The organism is Syntrophomonas sp. DTU019, assembly GCA_913757435.1.
In the GTDB taxonomy this organism is placed as follows: domain Bacteria; phylum Bacillota; class Syntrophomonadia; order Syntrophomonadales; family Syntrophomonadaceae; genus DTU019.
Genome location: CAJYDM010000001.1, coordinates 493,440 through 515,336, shown reverse-complemented (window position 1 = coordinate 515,336; position 21,897 = coordinate 493,440). Strand labels below are relative to the sequence as shown.

The following is a 21,897-nucleotide window of genomic DNA, read 5'->3' as shown; positions in this document are numbered from 1 at the left end:
TTTGACTTCGGGTGAAACTGGGGTAGCATAGGAGTATAGCTAGCTAGCGAGGGGACTCTTATGTACCGCCGGGTTGAAAAATACATAAAAGACCACCAGCTGTTCCAGATGGGGGACAAAATTGTAGTAGCTGTATCGGGAGGTCCGGATTCCATGGCCTTGCTGCATATCCTGATGCGGCTCAGGGCGGATTGGGGACTGACCTTGATCGCTGCCCATCTTCACCATGGGTTAAGGCCGGAGGCTGATCAGGACCTGGAGTTGGTGCAACAGCAATGCCAGGCCTGGGGACTGACCCTGGAGGTCAAGCGCCTGAATATCGCGCAACTGGCCAGCCAGGATAAGCGCTCGGTAGAAGAAATGGGACGCATCTGCCGGTATGCCTTCTTTGCTGAGGTTCTGGAGAAATGCCAGGCCCAGTGCATAGCCACCGCTCATCATCAAGAGGATAATGCTGAATCGGTGCTCTTACACCTTTTGCGGGGCAGCGGTACTCAGGGTTTGCGCGGCATTCTTCCTATTAACAATAATGTCGTCAGGCCCCTGTTGGGATTGAAAAAGGATCAAATACTGGAATACCTGCATCAGAATCAGGTTCCCTACCGGATGGACCACAGCAATGCTGACCTGGGATTCACCCGCAATCGTATCCGGCATGAATTGATACCTTTATTAGAGGAACATTACAACCCTCAGTTGGTTAATAGCCTGAATCAGCTGGCCGATATCATCAGTAAGGAAGACGACTGGCTGCGCGAACTGACTTCTCAGCTCTGGGAGCAGGTGGTAAGCGAAAGCGTGGACGGGCTGGTATTGCACTTGCCAACTTTTTTCCAGTTCCATACAGCAGCCCAGAGACGTCTGGTGAAGGCTATTTGCGACCACCTCACCGGGGCACAGGGATGGGAAAAACAAGACATCGACAGCATCATCAGACTGGGTCAGAGTCAGGGGTCTTCTCGGTATTTGGCTCTGAAACAGGGCTTGATGGTATATAAAGTCTATGAACAGCTGCAATTTACCACTCATAGGCGGCGGAACGCTGCTTTCAGCTATAATTTTCCGGTTCCGGGAGAGATAACCATCAAAGAGACCGGTGAAACGGTAAGCTGTTCATTGCTGCCCGGCGAACAATACTGTCCCCACAGTCCTCATACCGTTCTCGATTGGGACAAGCTCGAAGCACCTCTGGTTTTGAGGTCCCGTATGCCCGGCGACCGCTTTACCCCTCCGGGCACTTCCCGTTCCACCAAATTAAAAGAATATTATATTAAGAAGAAAATCCCCTGGGAAGAGCGGGAACGCATCCCCTTACTGGTATCTGCACAGGGAATGGTATATGCTCTGGTCGGCTACGAATCTGGTGAAGAAGCCCGAGCCACTTCTCAAAGCCGGTACATTTTGGTCATAAAAAGGGAAAGACTACAAACAAAGCAGCTTAATCGCAACCCGTCTTGAGCAGCGTCAATTGCATTAAGTAGGTGGTTGTGCTAAAATATTACGGATATTCGCAGTATTTCAAAGGGGAGGAAAAATTTTGGATCGAGCCCTGAAAAACATAGCCATATATGTACTTATAGTACTGCTGGCGGTCTTTGCCATAAAGATGACCTCAGGTACCGATGAGCAGATTCAAGAGCTGGCCGAACCGGATTTTTATAATATGGTGGTAGGGGAGCAGGTGGCTTCTGCGCAGGTGCAGGTCAATGAACTGGTTTATGAGATCACCGGTGACCTCAAGGACGGCACCAAATACATGGCTACGGTTTCAAAAGAAACCGATATTATCACCGTCCTGCGGGAAAAGAATGTGCCTTATTCCACCAAACCGGAGCCGGAGCCATCCATCTGGATGACCCTCTTGACTACTCTCTTGCCCATAGTGATACTGATTGCCTTCCTGATGTTCATAATGAACCAGACACAGGGGGGCGGCAATCGGGTAATGCAGTTTGGGCGCAGCAAAGCACGTTTGATGTCGCAAGAGGATATTAAGATCACTTTTAAAGATGTAGCCGGGGCGGAAGAGGCTAAAGAAGAGATGCAGGAAGTAGTGGAATTTCTCAAGAATCCACAGAAATTTGTGCAGCTCGGAGCCAAGATACCCAAAGGGGTTTTGTTGTTCGGAGCCCCGGGGACCGGCAAAACGTTGATGGCCAAAGCCGTGGCCGGCGAGGCCGGGGTGCCGTTTTTCTCCATCAGCGGGTCTGATTTTGTAGAGATGTTCGTGGGCGTGGGGGCAGCCCGAGTCAGAGACCTGTTCGAACAGGCTAAAAAGAGTGCTCCCTGCATCGTGTTTATAGATGAGATCGACGCAGTTGGCAGGCAGCGTGGTGCAGGCCTAGGCGGAGGGCATGATGAGAGGGAACAGACCCTCAATCAATTGCTGGTGGAAATGGACGGTTTTGATACCAATGAAGGCATTATAGTGATGGCTGGCACTAACCGTCCTGACATATTGGACCCGGCCTTATTGAGGCCAGGCCGTTTTGACCGCCATATCCTCATTGACCGGCCGGATGTGCGGGGGCGCGAAGCCATCCTGCGGGTGCACAGCAAGGACAAACCCCTTTCCGGGGATGTCAACCTGGAAATACTGGCTAAGCGCACCCCGGGATTCACCGGCGCCGACCTGGCCAATCTGATCAATGAGGCGGCTCTGCTGACAGCCCGCCGCGGGAAAAGCACCATCAGCATGGAAGAGCTGGAAGAATCGATTGAACGGGTCATCGCCGGTCCGGAAAAGAAAACCCGTGTGATTTCAGACAAGGAAAAACGCCTGGTGGCTTACCATGAAGCCGGGCATGCTATTGTAGGCTATTCTCTGCCGCATACCGACAAGGTGCACAAGATATCCATAATTCCGCGCGGCCGTGCCGGAGGTTACACCTTGATTCTGCCCGAAGAGGATCGCAACTATATCACCAAGTCGCATCTGCTTGATGAGGTGGCCTTCTTGCTGGGAGGGCGGGTCTCCGAAGCCCTGGTATTAAACGACATCAGTACCGGAGCTCAGAATGACTTGGAACGTGCCAGCAGCATCGTGCGCAAGATGATCACCGAATGGGGTATGTCTGATGAATTAGGATCGCTTACCTTTGGACATAAAAGCGAGGAGGTTTTCTTGGGCCGGGATATCGCCAGAGACCGCAACTATTCGGATGCCATAGCCTACGCTATCGACAAAGCTGCCAGCCAGTATATGGACAGCGGATACCGCAAAGCGGAGGCTATACTCAAAGCAAACATGGACAAATTGCACCGTGTGGCTACGTATTTGATTGAAAACGAAACCATGGAGGCGGAGCAGTTTGAGCAGATTATGACTGATGGGCAAGCGGCGGATCAGTCAACTGAAGGCGGCAGCTCAGAGGAACAGAATACTGAACCTGAACAATAAAGGAGGCTGTTGTTTTTGACCGAACAAAGCTTTGTCATGGTTAAACCAGATGGAGTAGAGCGCGGCCTGGTAGGAGAGATAATACAGCGTATAGAGAGAAAAGGCTACCGATTGGCAGCGATGAAAATGATGGTCATCAGCCGCAAGCTGGCCGAAAAACATTATGCTGAACATGTGGGCAAGGGCTTTTTTCAGGAGTTGATCGATTTTATTACCTCGGGGCCGGTAGTGGCCATGGTTTGGGAAGGTGAAGAGGCCGTTAAGACCATAAGAACGCTGATGGGCAGCACCAATCCTCGTGAAGCTGCCCCCGGCACGGTGCGCGGAGATCTGGCACAAGCCACCAATTTCAATCTTATCCATGGCTCGGATTCGACCGAGGCAGCCAGACGTGAAATTGACCTGTTCTTTTCTCCCGATGAACTGTGCGAATATTCCCGCAGCCTGGACCGATGGATACAGTAAACTGGCAAGGACGGCTTTGAGCCGTCCTTGATCATTTACCAGCACTTCCGAATCATTTCCGGCTTTGTATTGGGAACGGCCTGGAAATTTTTCATGTTTTATCGAGACAGGAGAATAGATTTTATTTATAATATAATAATCTTGGGGCACAGAGATTAAGAATTGATTACAGGGTAAGGTTAATATAATATTAAAACCAACTTTATATTGAGGTGGATATTTTGAAGAGGGTTGAGTTACTGGTTAAGGATACTATATACAAGGAATATCTGCAGCGTAATTTTGAGGAACAGCAAGAGCCCCGCTACTGCCAGCACGATTTTCGGCATCACCTGGATGTGGCCAGAATCACCTATATCCTGGTGTTAGAACATAACGACCTCAACTATTTCATCAAAGACAGCGGCTTAAGTGGTAAACTAGCCGCCAAAGAGGTGATTTACGCAGCCGGGCTGACCCATGACCTGGGAAAATGGCATGAATACCAGACCGGAGTGGACCATGCCTCTTATGGTTCCAAGCTGGCTCGGGAGATACTGCCTCGGGCATATTTCAACCCCAATGAGGTGGAGATAATATGCCGGGCCATATTCGAACACCGAAATATAAGCCGCGATATGAGCTTTTTGGGTGAACGTCTGTACCGCGCTGACAATCTATCCAGGGTATGTGTGGAATGCGATATCAGCAATAAATGCCCTAAGCTGAAATCCAAAGAGCCTATCGCCGCCAGTTTTGAATACTGATAAATAGCGGCCTGGCTTGGGAGGATGCATGGCCTACCATCATGCGGTATTTCTTAATAATGCTCAAGAAGTCCGGGCAGCATTACAAACCATTGGGGTCGATGACGGGGCTTACGCCTTCTTGATTCCCAAGGGTATTTTTCGCTGGGTAAAACTGAAAGACATCCCCTGCCGGGCAGCCAACATAATCAAGCAGGAGATGCTCTCCAAGGGCGGGGAAGCGGCAGTGTCCAGGCACTCCCTGTATGGGGAAGGGACCACCGATGTTCTGCTTATGGGTACACTTAAACAATACCGGCTGCTTATCAAGAAACTGCGGTTGCAGCCCTTTGGCCTGCGCCAGCTGGCTGGGGAGTTGCATGATCTGCTGGAAAACCTGGAGCCCAGACTACACCGAGTGCAGTTATGCCATGGCAAAAGCCTCGAGTTGGGCAGGCGCACTCTGATTATGGGGATACTCAACCTGACCCCGGATTCTTTTTATGATGGAGGACGGTACAACCGGGCGGAGCAGGCGGTTAAATGGGCTTGTGAAATGTGGGAACAGGGGGCCGACATTATCGATATCGGTGGGGCTTCTACCCGTCCCCAGGCAGAAATCGCGGGATTGGACGAAGAACTGCAGCGGATCTTGCCGGTAGTGAAACTGCTGGCAAACCGAGACTTGGTCTTATCCATAGACACCTTCCGCGGCGCAGTCGCCCAGCAGTGTCTGGAGGCGGGCGCGCATATGATAAACAATATCGGCGGACTAAGCCTTGATCCAGGTTTGATACCTACTGTAGCCGGAAACAAGGCCCCGGTGGTGTTGATGCACAACCGACTGCAGATCAATGCCGACCGGCCCTACCAGGATTTAATAGCTGACATCATTAATGAATTGGATATAATGGTTAAAGATACGATTGCAGCCGGGATTCCTGCTGAGCAGATCATCATCGACCCGGGGCTGGGGTTCGGAAAAACTCCGGCACAAAACCGTTTACTGATTAAGCATCTGGCGGCCTTCAAGGGGTTGGGTAAGCCCCTCCTGTTAGCTGCCTCGCGCAAAGGCTTCATTGGACAGACCCTGAACCTGGAAGTCGAGGAGCGTCTGGAAGGAAGTTTAGCCGTTTTAGCCATGGGAATATTGAATGGGGCCGACATAGTCAGAGTTCACGATGTGAAGGCAAGTCGGCGGGTGGCAGATATGGTCGACGCAATGAAAAATGAAAATGGATAAGATCATATTAAAAGGACTGAGGTTTTCCGGCCGCCACGGGATTCTCCCCGGTGAAAAGGACAGGCCTCAAACCTTCGTGGTGGACTTGAGTTTATTCCTGAACCTGGAGATGGCAGGCCGGAAGGATTCGCTTGAAGACACCGTTGATTATGGAGAAGTATATTTAAAAGTTAAACATATAGTTGAAAAAAATTCTTATAATCTAATTGAAACCGTGGCTGAAAAGATAAGCCAGCAGTTGCTACTGGACTTCCCTTTGATAAAGATGCTGGAGACCACGGTATACAAACCGCAAGCACCGATTGAGGGCGAATTCGATTATATGGCGGTGCAGATTCGTCGCCACCGTCAGGATACGGTTTGAGTTGCGGAGGCTCAGCGATGACAGAAGCCTACATTGGCCTGGGCTCCAATATGGGCGATCGGGTGGAAAACCTTCAATCTGCCCTGAAGAAGATAGCTGCTATAGGGAAAACCACCATTACAGCAGTATCTTCCCATTACCTGACCCCGCCTTGGGGTGTGACCGAGCAGAATACATTCGTGAACCAGGTAATTGCTATCGATACCGGGCTCTCCCCATTGGGCTTGTTAAGAGAGCTGAAACAGATTGAAATTAAAATGGGCCGCCAAGCCGGAGCGAGATGGGGCCCAAGGATTATAGATCTGGATATCCTGTGGTACGGAGGGGAGCAGATCAATCTGCCGGAGTTGCAGATACCCCATCCCTACCTGCGACAAAGGTTGTTCGTTCTCATCCCCCTGGAAGAATTGAACCCGGAACTGATTCTTCCCGAAGACGGGATGACTGTTAAGGAGGTGCTGAAAGAGGTTTTAGGGCGAGAGCAGAATGAAATCATCAAAATGCAATAAGGATCTCCCGCCGATATCCTTTTCATGTCCGCTTGTATCATTATTGGGAACGAGACGGCGCGATTTTATGGCACAGTATAGCCATAATCCTGAGGAGGTAAGGGAATGACAAGCAAGGTCGGCATAATCGGTTTGGGAGTAGTAGGAACGGCTGTTGGGGTGGTACTCAGCAACAAGGGATACGAGATTACGGGTGTCTATGACAAATTATCCGAATCTACAAGAACACTTGTGGAGCGGATCGGTTGTGCCACCTGTTCATCACCTCAAGAGGTTTCTCGCTCTGCAGATATTCTTTTTATAACCACATCAGACATGGCCATCAAGGATGTAGCGGACAAATTGGCGGAAAGCGGCGCTTTTCACAGCGGTCAGGTGGTGATCCACATGAGTGGGTCACAGACCTCACAGTTATTGGAGAATGCCTCGGCTTTCGGCGCTTTTGTATTGTCGATACATCCTTTGCAGTCTTTTGCCAGTGTTGACCGAGCTGTAGCCAATCTTCCCGGATCAATATTTAGCATCGAAGGGGATAAAGAGGCTTATGAACTGGGCCGAACCCTGGTTACTGCACTGGGAGGCGAGTCTTTTATCATTGACCGTCATGCCAAGGTGCTCTACCATGCGGGGGCCTGCACGGTATCCAACTACCTGGTCACTGTTATCGATTTGGGAATGCGCTTGCTGGAAGCAGTCGGCTTGCCGCGTCAACAGGCCAGCCAGGCATTATTCCCGCTGATACAGGGCAGCATCAATAATATCGGTGATGTAGGCATTCCCACTGCCTTGACCGGACCTATTGCCAGGGGCGATATAAAAACGGTTTTAGACCACCTGGAAGGCCTGGAGGGCAGCATGCCCGAGGATAGGCTGTTGTATGCGTGCCTGGGTCTGTACACCGCACCTATCGCCTTCAATAAGGGGACTATTGATGCTGATCAGGCAGCACGCTTCAGGGAGATCTTTTACAGAGCCATTCAAAAGTAAAGGAGCGTGGCATTATGACAAAAATAACCACAGCTATTCTTAAAGAAAAGAAAAATAAACAAGAAAAAATTACTATGCTGACCGGGTATGATTATTCCATGGCGGCAATGATCGATCAGGCCGGTATAGATATGATATTGGTGGGGGATTCCCTGGGCAACGTGATGCTGGGATATTCTACCACCCTGCCGGTCACCATGGATGACATGGTCCACCACACCAAAGCGGTAGTCAGAGCGGCTGTCAATTCCATGGTGGTTGCGGACATGCCTTTTCTTTCGGTGCATGTCTCCATTCCGGATTCGATTCAAAATGCCGGGCGCCTCATACAGGAAGGAGGAGCCCAGGCGGTAAAAATTGAAGGGGGAATGGAACGGGTCGACACCATCAAGGCTATTCTGGACGCCCAGATCCCGGTGCAAGGACATATCGGATTGACCCCGCAGTCAGTTAACCAGCTCGGTGGCTTTAAAGTGCAGGGTAAAGATTTGGAAACAGCCCGCAAGCTGATTCAGGATGCCAAAGCCCTGGATGAGGCGGGGGTGTTTTCCATTGTGTTGGAATGCGTGCCCTCTGAACTGGCCCGGCGGGTCACCGCGGAGGTGTCCTGCCCCACCATCGGCATCGGAGCGGGACCCTATTGTGACGGACAGGTTCTGGTGGTAAACGATATGTTGGGTATGAACACCGGGCATATCCCCAAATTTGTAAAAAAGTTTGTCAATCTGCAGCCGCTGATCACCGAAGCCTTTAAGCAGTATAAAACTCAAGTTGCGGACGGCACCTTCCCCGGACCGGAACATGGTTTCACTATAAAGGACGATGTTTTGGAAAAGCTGTATTAGACTTACCGGTTGGATATGGACCGGAGACTTTGACAGAAGTGGGGAGGATAAAGGGAAATGCTGATATTAGATGGAGTCAAAGTAGCACAACAATGGTGTTTGGAACAAAAGCGAGCCGGGAAGAGCATAGGCCTGGTTCCTACTATGGGGTATCTGCATCAGGGACATCTGTCCCTGGTGCAGGAAGCCCGCCAACAATGTGATGTGGTGGTAGTAAGCATCTTTGTCAACCCCATACAATTTGGGGTTGGGGAGGATTTTGAGACCTACCCCCGGGATTTGAGCAGGGATCAGGCATTATTGGAGGAGGAGGCAGTTGATGCGTTGTTCGCTCCTTTGATAAGCGATATGTATCCTCCTGGATACAATAGCTTTGTGGAAGTGGGCGGGGAGATCACCGCCAAGCTATGTGGTGCTTCCAGGCCGGGTCACTTCAAAGGAGTAGCCACGGTGGTTTCCAAACTGTTCAATATATGCCTGCCTGACAAAGCTTTCTTTGGTCAAAAAGATGCCCAGCAGGTAATGGTAATCGAAAAAATGGTCAGAGAGCTTAATTTTCCCCTGCAAATAGTCAGGGTGCCTATTGTACGGGAAGAAGACGGATTAGCGAAAAGCTCCCGTAATGTATATTTGGATGAGGAGCAGCGTCGCCAGGCCTTGGTCTTGAACCAGGCCTTAAGAGAAGCCGAGATGCATGTACAGCAAGGGGAACGTAACGTAGCCAGATTGAAAGAAATCATGAGGAAAGTGATTGCATCTAGTCCCCAGGCCGTTATCGATTATATTGATATTTATGATGCCGCCGATTTGGGCGATATGGAGCAGGTAGACAGAAAAGCGCTTATGGCCCTGGCGGTAAAATTCGGAAATACCAGATTAATTGACAATCGGTTGGTGGAGGTGTAGTCATGTTTTGCTCTATGCTCAAATCGAAAATTCATCGGGCGGTAGTAACTGACGCCAATTTAAATTATGTGGGTTCCATAACCATTGATGAGGACTTACTTGCTGCCGCTGATATAATGGAAAATGAGAAGGTAACTATCGTAAATGTAAACAATGGCGAACGGTTTGATACCTATGTCATCGCCGGCCCCCGAGGCTCCGGGATGATGTGTTTAAACGGCGCTGCTGCGAGGTTAGTACAAAAAGGGGACATTATCATAATACTGACCTATTGCCAGCTTCCCCGGGAAGAATGCCGCAAGCATCATCCCACGGTGGTGTTTGTGGATGAGCGCAATGCGATCCAGCAGGTGAGTAACTAGAGATTGAAGGGATTGTATGCACACAGCTGAAGAGTGGATGGAGAAGATTATTCGGTTAAAAGAATCCCGGGGGGCGGTAATACTGGCCCACTACTATCAGATCCCGGAGATTCAGGACGTAGCTGATTATGTAGGCGACTCTTTGAACCTGGCCAGGCAGGCAGCAGAGACTCAAGCTGAGGTAATTGTGTTTTGCGGGGTGCGATTCATGGCAGAGAGTGCCAAGATTCTGAACCCCGACAAAACCGTTTTGCTGCCGGTGTCCGAAGCCGGTTGTGCTATGGCCGATATGGTAACCGCTGAACAGATTCGGACCCTTAAACAGGAGCATCCCGAGGCAGTGGTGATCAGCTATGTCAATTCGTCGGTTGCAGTCAAGGCCGAGAGCGACATTTGCTGCACCTCCTCCAACGCCCTGGCGGTGGTTGAGAGCATCCCCGAGAAGAGGGAGATCATCTTCGTGCCGGACCGCAATCTTGGGTCTTATGTAGCCGCGCAGACCGGGCGGGACATGATTTTGTGGCCGGGCTACTGTCCCATCCATAATGAATTGACCAGGGACGAAGTTGAGGCCTGCCAGCGCGAATACCCTGGTGCTAAACTGGTGGTGCACCCAGAGTGCACTCCAGAGATAACTGCTATGGCAGATGCGGTCTCTTCCACCGGCGGCATCTTGGAATATGTTCGAAAATGCCCTGACAGGGAGTTTATCATCGGCACCGAAGAGGGTTTCCTCTATACTTTGCAGAAGAACTGCCATGATAAGACCTTTCATATCGCCCGGGGCGGATTTTCCTGCCCGGACATGAAACTGATCACTCTGCCGCTCTTGGCAGATTGTCTGGAAAGAAACCAGTACCCGATCGATGTCCCTGAATCAGTGAGGGTCAAGGCCAGCCAGGCCTTAAACAAGATGCTGGCTATACGCCCGTAGGGTCAGGCAGGGGGAAGACAATGATTATTACACGCTACCTCGAAGACCTGGGGGATGACACCCCGGTGATCAAGACTGATTTTCTGATTGTAGGAACCGGTATTGCCGGGCTGTTCACCGCTTTAAAGGCTTCACAGCACGGACAGGTCATCGTCACTACCAAAAAGAACATAGACGATTCTAATACCGGATTAGCCCAGGGAGGAATTGCTGCCGCAGTACATGAGGAAGATTCTCCCTTCCTTCATCTGGAGGATACCCTGGAAGCGGGAGCAGGTCTGTGCAACATCGAGGCCGTGGATGTGCTGGTGCGGGAAGGGCCGGAGCGGGTCAGGGAACTGATCGCCGCCGGGGCGCAGTTTGACATGAAAAACGGGGCCATTTCTCTGGCCCGGGAGGGTGCCCACAGCAAAGCCCGTATCTTGCATTCCGCTGATACCACTGGAGCTGCCATACGCGGTGCATTGGCCGAGCGGTGCCAACACCACCCTGGCATCGAAATCAGGGAAGGTCAGTTCTTGCTGGACATCTTGACCGATACCGACAGTAACGAGTGCTTCGGGGCCTTGTGCTATGATTCTCAGATAAAGCAGCGTATCATTTACAGCGCTCGGGCGGTAATCATTGCTACCGGAGGCGCAGGGCAGATTTACAAACACACCACCAATCCTGATGTGGCTACCGGTGATGGCATGGCAGCCTGTTTCCGGGCAGGGTGCAGGCTCACCGATATGGAATTCTTTCAGTTTCACCCTACAGTTTTGTATGGCGATGAATCTCAGCGCTTCCTGATATCCGAAGCAGTGCGCGGCGAGGGGGCCATATTGTATAACGGCGCCGGGGAGAGGTTTATGAAAGACTACCATTCCCTGCTGGAACTGGCCCCGCGTGATATTGTTTCCCGGGCTATCTGGAATGAATTACAGCATAACCCTAAGCCTTACGTTTATCTGGATATGACTGTCATCCCCAACGCTCCGCAGCGCTTCCCCAATATTTACCGTACTTGTTTAGAGCGGGGCATCGATTTGACCAGGGAATATGTCCCGGTGTCTCCGGCAGCCCATTTTATCATGGGCGGTATCGGTACCAATACTTACGGAGAGACCAGCATTCGAGGACTTTATGCCTGCGGGGAAGCAGCCTGCACCGGGGTACACGGCGCCAACCGCCTGGCCAGCAACTCGTTGTTAGAGGGTATTGTTTTCGGGCAGCGCATTATTGATAAGGCTGAAGAGATCATGTATCGGCGCCGCATCGGTGCTGATGAGATTTACCGGCAATTCGATTCTAGCTGGGTTTTTTCTTCCAGCGAAGGCGGTCTGGCACCTAGCCTGGTACGTTCGCGGCTGCGTGATATGATGTGGGAGCATGTGGGCATAATAAGGAATGAGAACAGTCTCAAGCAGGCATACCTGGAAGTTGAGGCCCTTTATAACTCCATCCAACGGCAGGATGACATCCTGGAATACTATGAAACTATCAATATGCTAATACTGGGCCGTATCATAATTCAAGCCGCATTATGGCGCAAAGAGAGCCGGGGAGGGCATTTCCGCTCTGATTATCCGCTGCGTGATGACCTGCGCTGGATTAAGGAAATGAGCTTTATGAATTGTTAACCTACTACAGGGGGATAATCCACAGATGATGATAGAAAAGATAGTGAGAATGGCACTACAGGAAGACATCGGCCGGCAGGATATCACCACCTTCAACCTGGTTCCGGCCGATCAACAGGCTAGAGGGGTGTTGGTGGCCAAAGCCGCTGGGATTATCGCCGGAACCGAGATATGCCGGACAGTATTCCGCTGTTTGGATGCGGAGGCAATTTATCAGCCTTTTGTTAGCGACGGGCAGGCGGTTCAGCCCGGGGACCGCATTGCTGAGGTGAGTGGAAAAACCACCGCTCTTCTAAGTGGAGAAAGGGTGGCTTTGAATCTGCTGCAGCGTCTTAGCGGTATAGCCACTCGTACCAAAACCATGACAGATAAGATACAGGACTGCCATGCCAGTATCGTCGATACCCGCAAAACCACACCAGGACTGCGTGAATTGGAGAAATACGCCGTCAGAGTGGGTGGAGGCCGCAACCACCGCTTTGGTCTCTATGATGGGGTTATGATTAAAGACAATCATATTGTGGCGGGAGCTGGTATTTTGAATGCGGTGAAGACACTGCGTCAGCGGGTACCGATTACAACTAAGATAGAAGTGGAAGTGGAAAGCCTGGAACAATTGAGCCAGGCTCTGGAGGCCGGGGCCGATATCATAATGTTAGACAACATGGACACTGCCACCATGAGGCAGGCAGTGGAGATGGTGGCGGGACGGGCACTTTTAGAGGCTTCCGGAGGGATCACTGAAGACCGCCTGGTAGAAGTAGCCCAGACCGGAGTAGATTTCATATCGGTAGGAGCTTTGACCCATTCCACGCAGAGCCTGGACATAAGTTTCGACCTTCTGGAAGTGTACTAGGATATGGCTGCATAATGCTCGTACGGAAGATAGGAGATGAACGGTCATGATCTGTGTATTTGATGTGGGCAACACCAATATGGCCATCGGCGTGTTTAAAGAACAGGAATTGGTAGGCCACTGGCGCATACGCACCGACACTATGCGCACCAGTGATGAGTATGCCATCATCATCAGTGAGCTGTGCGGGTTGAACCGGCTGAAACTGGAGAATATCGACGCAGTGGTGATTTCTTCAGTGGTACCGGCGGTGATGATGGAACTGGAAGGCCTCAGCAGCAAGTACTTCAATTGCCAGCCGTTGATTGTCGAGGCTGGCATCAAGACGGGGCTGGCGATTAAATATGAGAATCCTCGTGAGGTCGGAGCAGACCGGGTGGTCAATGCGGTGGCTGGTTTTCACAAATACGGAGGTCCATTGATAATCGTCGACTTCGGAACTGCCACCACGTTCTGTGTGATCAATCAGAAGGGAGAATACCTGGGAGGAGCCATTGCTCCAGGAATTAAGGTGGCCAGCGATGCCCTGGTTTCCAGGGCTGCCAAATTGCCCCGGGTAGAACTGATAAAACCCAAGAGCATATTGGGGAAAAATACCATCAGCAGCATTCAGGCCGGCATTATTTATGGCTTCGTAGGTCAGGTGGAGGGTATTATAAACCGCATGAAGAAAGAACTGGAATTTGCTCCTAAAGTGATAGCCACTGGCGGACTGGCCCGCGCAATCGCCGGAGAGACTGATTGTATCGACATCATTGATGACATGCTGACTATGGAAGGCCTGCGTTTGATATACGATTTGAATCGGAGTTGAATATGTTCGTAATAGGCAATATAGTAGTACCCAACCGGGTGGTGGCCGCGCCGCTGGCCGGGGTGACCGACAGGGCGGGCCGGGAAATGGCCCGCTTATTTGGTTGTGGTCTGGTTTATACCGAAATGATAAGTGACATGGGACTGGTGTACAAGCAGCAACGCACCCTGGAAATGGCTGAGGTGGCAGGTGAATCAGGGTTGGTGGCGGTGCAGTTGTTCGGTTCCAAACCTCAGGCCATGGCTAAAGCAGCCAGGATGCTTAACAAAATGGGTGCACAGCTCATCGACATTAATATGGGTTGCCCGACCCCTAAAATAGTGCGTAACGGAGAGGGTGCAGCCCTGATGAAGGATCCTGCCTTGACCCGAGACCTGTTGCGTGCGGTGATAGACGCGGTGCAGGTGCCGGTGACAGTTAAGCTGCGCAAGGGCTGGGATGAGAACAGCATCAATTACATGGAGATTGCGTTGTTGGCGGAGGCGGAAGGGGTAAAAGCAGTGGCTTTGCATCCTCGCACCAGGCAGGAGTTTTTTTCCGGATATTCTGACTGGAACGCCATAAAAAACCTAAAAGCACATCTTAATATTCCAGTGATAGGCAACGGAGACATCTGGTGTGCTGCCGACGCACTGCGCATGATCGAGCAGACCGGCTGCGATGCGGTCATGATAGGGCGCGGCGCCATGGGCAATCCTTTCATCTACCGGGAGGCAGTGGCCCTCCTGGAAAAAGGCCAGGCCTTGCCCGATCCGACTCTGGCGGAACGCTATCAGGCAGCCCAACTGCATCTCGATTTGGTTATTCAATATAAGGGAGAGCGCGTCGCGGTCAGGGAGATGCGCAAGCATTTCGCCTGGTATTGCAAAGGGCTAAGGGGCGCCACCCGGGTGCGGACAGCTATAAATCAGGCCGTGAGCCGCGATGAGCTGTTGGCAGCCTTAGCCTCTATCACTATCCAAGCTGACAACTGATCATGCCATAGGGGGAATTGAGGCAACCAATTGATAAAAGTCCCCTGTCGCCAGACAGCCCCACCCGGGAGCACATCTTGGAGCGTTTCCTTGCTCCAATTCCTGTTAAATGTTAGAATAAGCGCAGATTGTTTACAGATTGTGCTCAAGGAGTAATCATGGAGTTTTATCGGATTCAAGACAAAATAGTAAGCTGGAATAAGATCTCCATTGCGCTGAAAAAAGCTCTGGCTCTAAGGGCGCGCGGGTTCTCCCAGCAGGAGACTGCGGATCGTCTCAACATGGACCGCACCTTTATCTCCCGTCTGGAAAAGGTGGGCGAACTGCGCAAAGGGCAATCCATCGCCTGTGTCGGTTTTCCCATCAAGAACAAAAGGGAGATCGAACAACTCCTGGAAAAAGAGGGCGTCGATTTTATATTCCTGATGACCGAACAGGAGCGTCTGGATTACGTCAACAACCGCAGCGGCAAGGATGTGCTCAATGAACTGATGGATCTTATCGCCCGCGCCAGGGAGTTTGATATCGTTATTCTGATCGGCTCTGATACCCGCTTGAAATTGATCGAGAGCATACTGGATGTGCAGGTCATCCCCCTCGAAATCGGAATATCTCCGATTACGGAGGACAAATGGGTCGATCCCGAAGTGCTTAAGAAGATACTGCGTTCGGTTAAGGCGGCGCGTTAGGCCGATAACAAATACAGCGCACCTTAAGGAGGTATTCGCTCTGAGACGTATCGTCAGTGTGAGCCTGGGTTCCTCAAAGCGGGACCACAGCTTCGAAACCGAATTTATGGGAGAAAAGTTCCTTATTGAACGGATTGGCACCGATGGGGATTGGGACCAGGCGATCCAATTGATCAAAGACCTGGATGGCAAGGTAGATGCTTTCGGGATGGGAGGCATCGATCTTTATGTTTATATCGCCGGAAAGCGCTATGTGATCAAAGATGCCAAAAGACTGCTGGTGGCCCATAAGAGCCCCATGGTGGATGGCAGCGGGCTGAAAAACACCCTGGAACGCAAATGTGTCCTGGACATTCAGCAGGACGGGCTCTACAACCTCAAGGGTAAGAATGTTCTTATGGTCAGTGCTGCAGACCGTTTCGGCATGGCTGAAGCCCTAGAGGAGGTCGGTGCTAGACTAACTCTGGGGGACCTGATTTACACGTTGGATGTGCCCATCCCGTTGAGATCTTTAAAAGCCTTAAAGGTTATAGGGCGTCTGGTAGCACCGATCGTAGTGAGCATGCCGTTTGACAAACTGTATCCCACCGGCAAGGACCAGGAAGTCATAATTCCCAAGCATTCGAAATATTATTATGAAGCAGATGTAATTGCGGGAGACTTCAATTATATCAAGCGCTATCTACCTGATAAGCTGGGCGGGCAGGTAATAATCACCAATACTACCACCCGTGATGACATGCGGCTGCTAAAACAGCGCGGTGTCAGCAAGGTCATCACCACCACTCCTAATATGGGGGGAAGGTCTTTTGGCACCAATGTGATCGAAGCCCTGATGGTATCCTTGATTGGTAAACCGGTTGATCAGATCACCGCACAGGATTACTATGGGATGCTGCAGGAACTTAACATGAAGCCAGGTATGGTTGACCTGGAGAAGGAAGAGATCTGAACTGGAATTCGCCTTTTTTAACCTAATGGAAAGCGATAAGCGGGGGCTGGTGTATCAGAAATACCTACTGGATAGATTAGCCCCTTTCTTTTTTGCTCCCCGGGTGACGCGGCTGATTGATTTACCGGTCATCAAGGCTCGTGGATACCATGTGCTCATGCCCCTGGGGGAGGGCAACCTGGACAGCATGGAACCGGAACGGCAGGTACAAATGCTCTCTAAGTCCATTGAGGTAACCCGCGACTTTAGTCTGCCCGCATTGGCTGTGGACCGGCGCTTGAAGAGCAGGTTTCTCCATTCCCAATCAGACATCAAGGTGGTGTTTGGAGACCATTTTATCAAGGCTCTGGCGGCGGCATACATCATTCACAGTCTTTCCCGGCATGATATCAAGAGGATCGTGGTGGCAACCGACAACGAAGATGTGGTGGACTTTGTGGAATACGCCACCCAGTTTGATCTGCCGGTGTCATTTCAGAGTTATCATCCGGCAAGTTACGAACCGGTAGCCTATCAGATGATGTACGAGAATGGGCGGGCTGTCAGCACCAGTATGTTCAATCCCCAGAGCTGGGGCAAAGGCGATCTGGTAGTGGTCTTCGATCCTCAGGATCGCTTTGTGGGCATCTCAGCCCGGGATGTGTTTTACCTGCAGTTAGGCAATAAGAGCAGCGGTCTGGCTCCGGCCCTGGAGAGTAGCCTGCACAGCCACGGGGTTGAGGCGAGACTGCACAATCTGGCTCCCATCATGGAACTGTGCCTGGGGCCGCAAAGTCAGCAACAAGCCCATGCGTTGCATCAAGATCCCGGGACAGTTCAACCAGCAGGGTTCGTTCCCTTTGAGAAGGCCGCCAGTTCGCTGGGGTTGTGGGAGTTATTCCTTGACAAGGCCAAATGAAGTCATTATAATACCATAAAGCATTAAGTAGTATCGGCACTCAAGGCCGTAGCCTAGTATAGGAATACGGGCAGCAGCGAGCATCGTCTCGCTTTTATTAAGTTTCAGATGAGGAGAAATGGCATGGCAGAAGAAAAGGAAGTCCTTTTAACTAAAGAGGGCCTGGCCAGGTTGGAAGCTGAGTTGGAGCACCTCAAGTCTGTTCGCCGTGAAGAAGTCGCGGAAAGGATCAAACAGGCCATTGCTTTCGGAGATATCAGCGAAAACTCCGAATATGAAGATGCTAAAAACGAGCAGGCTTTTATCGAGGGAAGGATCTTGACCCTGGAGAAGACCTTGAAAAAAGCCCGTTTGATGGAAGATAATGAAATTCGCACCGATGTGGTTTCACTTGGTTCTAAGGTCACCCTGCAGGAGATGAAAAGCGGGCGCAATGTGACTGTTACTCTGGTTTCATCAGTGGAGTCCAAGCTGAAAGACGGCAAAATTTCGGATGAATCTCCAGTGGGATCTGCCATACTGGGCAAAGCAGTGGATGCCGTTGTTGCTGTCGAAGCCCCGGCCGGGCTTATAGAATATAAGATTACTAACGTACAGAGATAAAGCCTTGATGCTGATAAGCACAGCCACTGTAACGTCACTGCAGGATAGGTCGGTGTTGATCTATCCTGGCTTGAGATGGGACAGGCTGCGGCGGCGAAACAGCCGGGGCTTTTTGTTCTTGAGGAAGAGAATGTGAGGAAGTGCCAGTATGTCTGAACAGGAACAAAAAATCAGTGAATTGAGGAAGGTTCGCCTGGAAAAATTGCAGGAGTTGAAATCCCTGGGATTGGATCCTTTCGGGCAGCGCTTTGAGCGCAATACCTTGACCAGGCGGATCATCGATGACTTTGAATTCTGGGAAAACCAAACCGCCCGGGTGGCAGGGCGCATCATGTCCAAGCGACGTCATGGCAAAGCCGGATTTGCCAATCTGCAGGACATTGCAGGTAGGATCCAGCTCTACTTCCGGGCCGACGACCTCGGTGAAGACAAATATGAGCTTTACAAAAAGATGGATATCGGCGACTTGATAGGAATAGAAGGACAAGTTTTCCGTACCCAGAAGGGTGAGATCAGCATCCATGTCCATGATATGGTCTATTTGTCCAAGGCTCTTCATCCCCTGCCGGAAAAATGGCACGGCCTCAAAGACGTGGAACTGCGCTATCGGCAGCGCTATGTCGATTTGATCGTCAATCCCGAGGTGAAAGAGGTATTCATCAAACGCAGCCAACTTATCAAGGAGATCAGGAACTACCTGGATGACAAAGGATTCTTAGAGGTGGAGACGCCCATGATGCAGCCTATTCCTGGCGGCGCTGCGGCCCGCCCCTTTATAACCCATCATAACGCTCTGGACATGGACCTTTATCTGCGCATTGCCCCCGAGCTCTATCTTAAGCGGCTCCTGGTAGGAGGGCTGGAAAAGGTCTATGAGATCAACCGCAATTTCCGTAATGAGGGTATATCTACCCGCCATAACCCGGAATTCACCATGTTGGAACTGTACCAGGCCTATGCTGACTACGAAGTTATGATGGAGCTGACCGAAGATCTCATCAGCAACGCGGCCTTTAAGGTCAATGGCAGCCTGCAGGTAGAATTCGAAGGACATATCATCGATTTCACCACTCCCTGGAAACGGGTGCAAATGTTGGATGCCATTAAGGAACACACCGGCTTGGATTTCAATAGCCTTGATGACGATGAATCAGCCAGGCAGGGCGCGCGTTCTCTCGGTCTGGAGGTGGATGACAGAGCCAGCCGGGGCGAGATAATCAATGAGGTTTTCGAGGCCCGGGTGGAAGAAAAACTGATACAGCCGACCTTTATATACGGCCATCCGGTGGAGATATCACCGCTGGCCAAACGCAACCGGGAACACCCCGAATTGACCGACCGCTTTGAGGTTTTCATCATGCAACGCGAGATCGCCAACGCTTTCTCTGAACTGAATGATCCCATCGATCAACAGGAGCGCTTCGCAAAGCAAGCCGCCAAGAGGGCCGGCGGAGACGCTGAAGCCCATATGATGGATGAGGACTACATAGCTGCGCTGGAATATGGGATGCCGCCTGCTGGCGGGCTGGGCATCGGCATCGATCGTCTGATTATGCTGATCACCGGGTCGCCTTCCATCCGGGATGTCATCCTATTCCCCACTCTAAGGCCAAGAGAATAACAGTAATGTGACAGGGGACGGTTCTTTGACACAAGGGAACGGTTCAAACCGTTCCCTTGTGTCAAAGAACCGTCCCCTGTCACACCCTATTGATTATTGAATATCTCTGCGAAATAGCGTCTGGCTATCCATTCCAAGGCCATGATGCCCAAAACCACACCGAACCCTATCACTGTGCCTACCAGGACTCCGGCCATGCTGCGCTGCAGTGAGATGGCCGCTGCGGTGAATACATGACAAAAGCTGTTCACCATGGAGACGCTGCCTACCACTACTGCCAGCCCCCAGATGAAGAGGATAAAGTCCTGACGGTACCGGTGGTACAGATACACCCCGGAAATCAAGGCCGGATAACCGATGATGATCTCTTTGAAACGGGGTCGGGCGGGGAACACCATTTCCAGGACCTCTCGCACCCGTAGTTCCAGAGCGGATACACTTACGATGTTGTTGCCGCTGCGCCCCAGGTAATAGTACCCGGCTGCGGCGGCCACGGCAAACAGGAACAGAACCAGGTAGCTGGGCCTTTGCTGCAGAGTTCGCCACAACACCACGCTGAGTTTTTCTTCGCCTTTAAAGACGCTGAAGTAATTGAGCATAAAGAGCAGCAAGGGCAAGAAAAAGGATAACTTGACCCCGCTGAAGATCTTGATGTTCATAATATAGCGGAGGTCAGCCAGGCTGGCGATTACCGTATATCCCCCCAGGAGGTTAATACCCACTATGATAATCAGGCTGTACAGAGTCTTCAGCCAGAACGGATGGCTCTTATGATCGCGCAGATACAACAGCCACAACAGGCCGGACAGGGAAGGATAGATAATAGCCGCAGCCAGGGCGTATAACTTGGACAGATCCACAGCCGTGAACAGGTTTGCAGCCATTCCCAAGACTGTTCCTAAAAGCAGCAGCACATACAGGTAAAGCGGCTTCCAGCGGAAGAGCAAATATAAATAGAGGATGCCCGCAAAGAGCAGGCTCATGGCTATCATAAAGCGATGCCAGGGCGAAGTGGTGTGGCTTTCTAGCAGGGGCAATTCCTCCCCCAGTATAAAGCCTTTGGCCGCCATGGTCTGGTGGAAATCCCCGATGGTCTTGATGGTATCGTCCAGATTCTCCCCTGCTTCCAGCCTGAGATCCTTGAATGGGGAGACATAGAGGATGCGGATACCCCGATCCACTACAGCCCGCACCCAGCGGTAGTAGCGATCGGCCACAGACTTAACGAAATCGTCATTTACCGAGGTATAGACGCGGTTGATTGGATAAGCGGTGACCTCCATTACCTCATTCAGCCCGGGTGTGGCTACGTAACCCAATTGTTCCGGGGTTTCTACCACCCCGATGATCAATCCGTAGCGCTGCACCAGAGAGGATATGACATCCAGGTTATCCGGTGTCCCGCTCACCTGGTTAGAAAATATCAGGTACTTAACTTCATAATCGCGCACAATGGATTCGTATTCCTGCAGATACTCCAGTGAAGTGCCGCGGCTGTTTTCCGGCCGCAATACCACTTCCATGCCATGGGCCTTGATCTGTTGCAGTTCCCGAGGATCAAAGCCTAATATCATATCCAGCTGAGGAGGAACGTCCTTGCGCTTATCCAACACAGAGGCAGCGCTGTTGATAATGAAATAATTCCGATGGGCATCGCTGAAGCGGATGATCTGCTGGGGCTGGTAACGGCTGCCCAGTTGCGAGGCTAAAAACTCGGTGATATCAGGGTCACTGGTTGCTGCCACCAGATTGGCTGGGCTGACCTGATCTGAACCTATGGCTTTTGAAGCCTCAGCCCACAACCGGGGCTGACTGGCCTGTTGCCAGGAACTGAATTCAGCAAAGCTCCACAGGTAGATATCGCCCTTCATAGCCAGCTCGCGCAGACTGGTCTCTTTCAAGCCTATATGGCGCACCCCGTTGTCTTTCAGGCGGTTTAAGACGCTGTCCATGGGAACATTGGCCGTAGCTGCCGAGCGGGACATCTCCCGGTAATCAGCTACGGTGATCAACCGCTGGTTGTTGGCTTCTATACCGGTGCGCAGCTGCCAACCGCTGTAGGACAGAACCAGAAACAGCAGCAAGCCACTCCACAGCAGCCACTTCATAAAGTGCTTATTCATTAGCC

At 51.3% G+C, this 21,897-nt stretch carries 22 protein-coding genes; 21 read left to right on the top strand and 1 reads right to left on the bottom strand.

Annotation, left to right across the window (positions count from 1 at the left end):
- Positions 1–60: 60 nt before the first annotated feature.
- The 21 genes from tilS to lysS all read left to right on the top strand — a co-directional run bounded on the left by tilS (position 61) and on the right by lysS (position 19,769).
- Positions 61–1,458: a tRNA lysidine(34) synthetase TilS gene (gene tilS, locus AC15IQ_RS02500; RefSeq protein ID WP_483177090.1), complete on the top strand. Its 1,398-nt coding sequence runs from the start codon at positions 61–63 to the stop codon at positions 1,456–1,458.
- Between the two features lie 79 nt (positions 1,459–1,537).
- Complete coding sequence (gene ftsH / locus AC15IQ_RS02495; RefSeq protein ID WP_483177088.1) at positions 1,538–3,400, top strand: ATP-dependent zinc metalloprotease FtsH; 1,863 nt, start codon at positions 1,538–1,540, stop codon at positions 3,398–3,400.
- 15 nt (positions 3,401–3,415) lie between these two features.
- Positions 3,416–3,865 (top strand): nucleoside-diphosphate kinase, encoded by a 450-nt coding sequence (gene ndk, locus AC15IQ_RS02490; protein WP_483177087.1) that lies wholly within the window; start codon positions 3,416–3,418, stop codon positions 3,863–3,865.
- Between the two features lie 221 nt (positions 3,866–4,086).
- Positions 4,087–4,611: an HD domain-containing protein gene (locus AC15IQ_RS02485; RefSeq protein ID WP_483177085.1), complete on the top strand. Its 525-nt coding sequence runs from the start codon at positions 4,087–4,089 to the stop codon at positions 4,609–4,611.
- A 28-nt stretch (positions 4,612–4,639) separates the two neighbouring features.
- Positions 4,640–5,833: a dihydropteroate synthase gene (gene folP / locus AC15IQ_RS02480; protein WP_483177084.1), complete on the top strand. Its 1,194-nt coding sequence runs from the start codon at positions 4,640–4,642 to the stop codon at positions 5,831–5,833.
- Positions 5,826–6,197, top strand: coding sequence for a dihydroneopterin aldolase (folB, locus tag AC15IQ_RS02475; RefSeq protein WP_483177083.1), 372 nt, complete (start codon positions 5,826–5,828; stop codon positions 6,195–6,197). Before folP ends, folB begins: the two co-directional genes overlap by 8 nt.
- A gap of 17 nt (positions 6,198–6,214) precedes the next feature.
- Complete coding sequence (folK, locus tag AC15IQ_RS02470) at positions 6,215–6,706, top strand: 2-amino-4-hydroxy-6-hydroxymethyldihydropteridine diphosphokinase (protein WP_483177082.1); 492 nt, start codon at positions 6,215–6,217, stop codon at positions 6,704–6,706.
- Between the two features lie 105 nt (positions 6,707–6,811).
- Positions 6,812–7,693 carry a Rossmann-like and DUF2520 domain-containing protein gene (locus AC15IQ_RS02465; RefSeq protein WP_483177080.1) on the top strand — a complete coding sequence of 294 codons (882 nt, stop codon included), beginning with the start codon at positions 6,812–6,814 and terminating at the stop codon, positions 7,691–7,693.
- Between the two features lie 14 nt (positions 7,694–7,707).
- Entirely contained in the window at positions 7,708–8,538 is an 831-nt protein-coding gene (gene panB, locus AC15IQ_RS02460; RefSeq protein ID WP_483177079.1) for a 3-methyl-2-oxobutanoate hydroxymethyltransferase, read from the top strand.
- Positions 8,539–8,595: 57 nt separating this feature from the next.
- Positions 8,596–9,444 (top strand): pantoate--beta-alanine ligase, encoded by an 849-nt coding sequence (gene panC / locus AC15IQ_RS02455; RefSeq protein WP_483177078.1) that lies wholly within the window; start codon positions 8,596–8,598, stop codon positions 9,442–9,444.
- 2 nt (positions 9,445–9,446) lie between these two features.
- Positions 9,447–9,806, top strand: coding sequence for an aspartate 1-decarboxylase (gene panD, locus AC15IQ_RS02450; RefSeq protein ID WP_483177077.1), 360 nt, complete (start codon positions 9,447–9,449; stop codon positions 9,804–9,806).
- 37 nt (positions 9,807–9,843) lie between these two features.
- Positions 9,844–10,740: a quinolinate synthase NadA gene (gene nadA / locus AC15IQ_RS02445; RefSeq protein WP_483177076.1), complete on the top strand. Its 897-nt coding sequence runs from the start codon at positions 9,844–9,846 to the stop codon at positions 10,738–10,740.
- 20 nt (positions 10,741–10,760) lie between these two features.
- Entirely contained in the window at positions 10,761–12,362 is a 1,602-nt protein-coding gene (nadB, locus tag AC15IQ_RS02440; RefSeq protein WP_483177074.1) for an L-aspartate oxidase, read from the top strand.
- A gap of 25 nt (positions 12,363–12,387) precedes the next feature.
- Positions 12,388–13,218 (top strand): carboxylating nicotinate-nucleotide diphosphorylase, encoded by an 831-nt coding sequence (gene nadC, locus AC15IQ_RS02435; RefSeq protein WP_483177073.1) that lies wholly within the window; start codon positions 12,388–12,390, stop codon positions 13,216–13,218.
- Between the two features lie 46 nt (positions 13,219–13,264).
- A complete protein-coding gene (locus tag AC15IQ_RS02430; protein WP_483177071.1) occupies positions 13,265–14,032 on the top strand; it encodes a type III pantothenate kinase in 768 nt (255 codons plus the stop codon).
- A gap of 2 nt (positions 14,033–14,034) precedes the next feature.
- Complete coding sequence (dusB, locus tag AC15IQ_RS02425) at positions 14,035–15,006, top strand: tRNA dihydrouridine synthase DusB (RefSeq protein ID WP_483177070.1); 972 nt, start codon at positions 14,035–14,037, stop codon at positions 15,004–15,006.
- 158 nt (positions 15,007–15,164) lie between these two features.
- Positions 15,165–15,695: a transcriptional regulator gene (locus AC15IQ_RS02420; protein WP_483177069.1), complete on the top strand. Its 531-nt coding sequence runs from the start codon at positions 15,165–15,167 to the stop codon at positions 15,693–15,695.
- A gap of 58 nt (positions 15,696–15,753) precedes the next feature.
- Positions 15,754–16,647: a quinate 5-dehydrogenase gene (locus AC15IQ_RS02415; RefSeq protein WP_483177068.1), complete on the top strand. Its 894-nt coding sequence runs from the start codon at positions 15,754–15,756 to the stop codon at positions 16,645–16,647.
- Between the two features lie 25 nt (positions 16,648–16,672).
- Positions 16,673–17,545: a hypothetical protein gene (locus tag AC15IQ_RS02410; protein ID WP_483177067.1), complete on the top strand. Its 873-nt coding sequence runs from the start codon at positions 16,673–16,675 to the stop codon at positions 17,543–17,545.
- Between the two features lie 123 nt (positions 17,546–17,668).
- The gene (gene greA, locus AC15IQ_RS02405; protein WP_483177066.1) at positions 17,669–18,148 is read left to right on the top strand and encodes a transcription elongation factor GreA; all 480 of its coding nucleotides are present in this window, start codon (positions 17,669–17,671) and stop codon (positions 18,146–18,148) included.
- 148 nt (positions 18,149–18,296) lie between these two features.
- Positions 18,297–19,769, top strand: a complete 1,473-nt coding sequence (gene lysS, locus AC15IQ_RS02400) for a lysine--tRNA ligase (RefSeq protein WP_483177065.1) — start codon at positions 18,297–18,299, stop codon at positions 19,767–19,769.
- 86 nt (positions 19,770–19,855) lie between these two features.
- On the opposite strand, the gene AC15IQ_RS02395 is transcribed toward lysS, so the two are convergent.
- Positions 19,856–21,892, bottom strand: coding sequence for a DUF5693 family protein (locus AC15IQ_RS02395; RefSeq protein WP_483177064.1), 2,037 nt, complete (start codon positions 21,890–21,892; stop codon positions 19,856–19,858).
- Between the last annotated feature and the right edge of the window lie 5 nt (positions 21,893–21,897).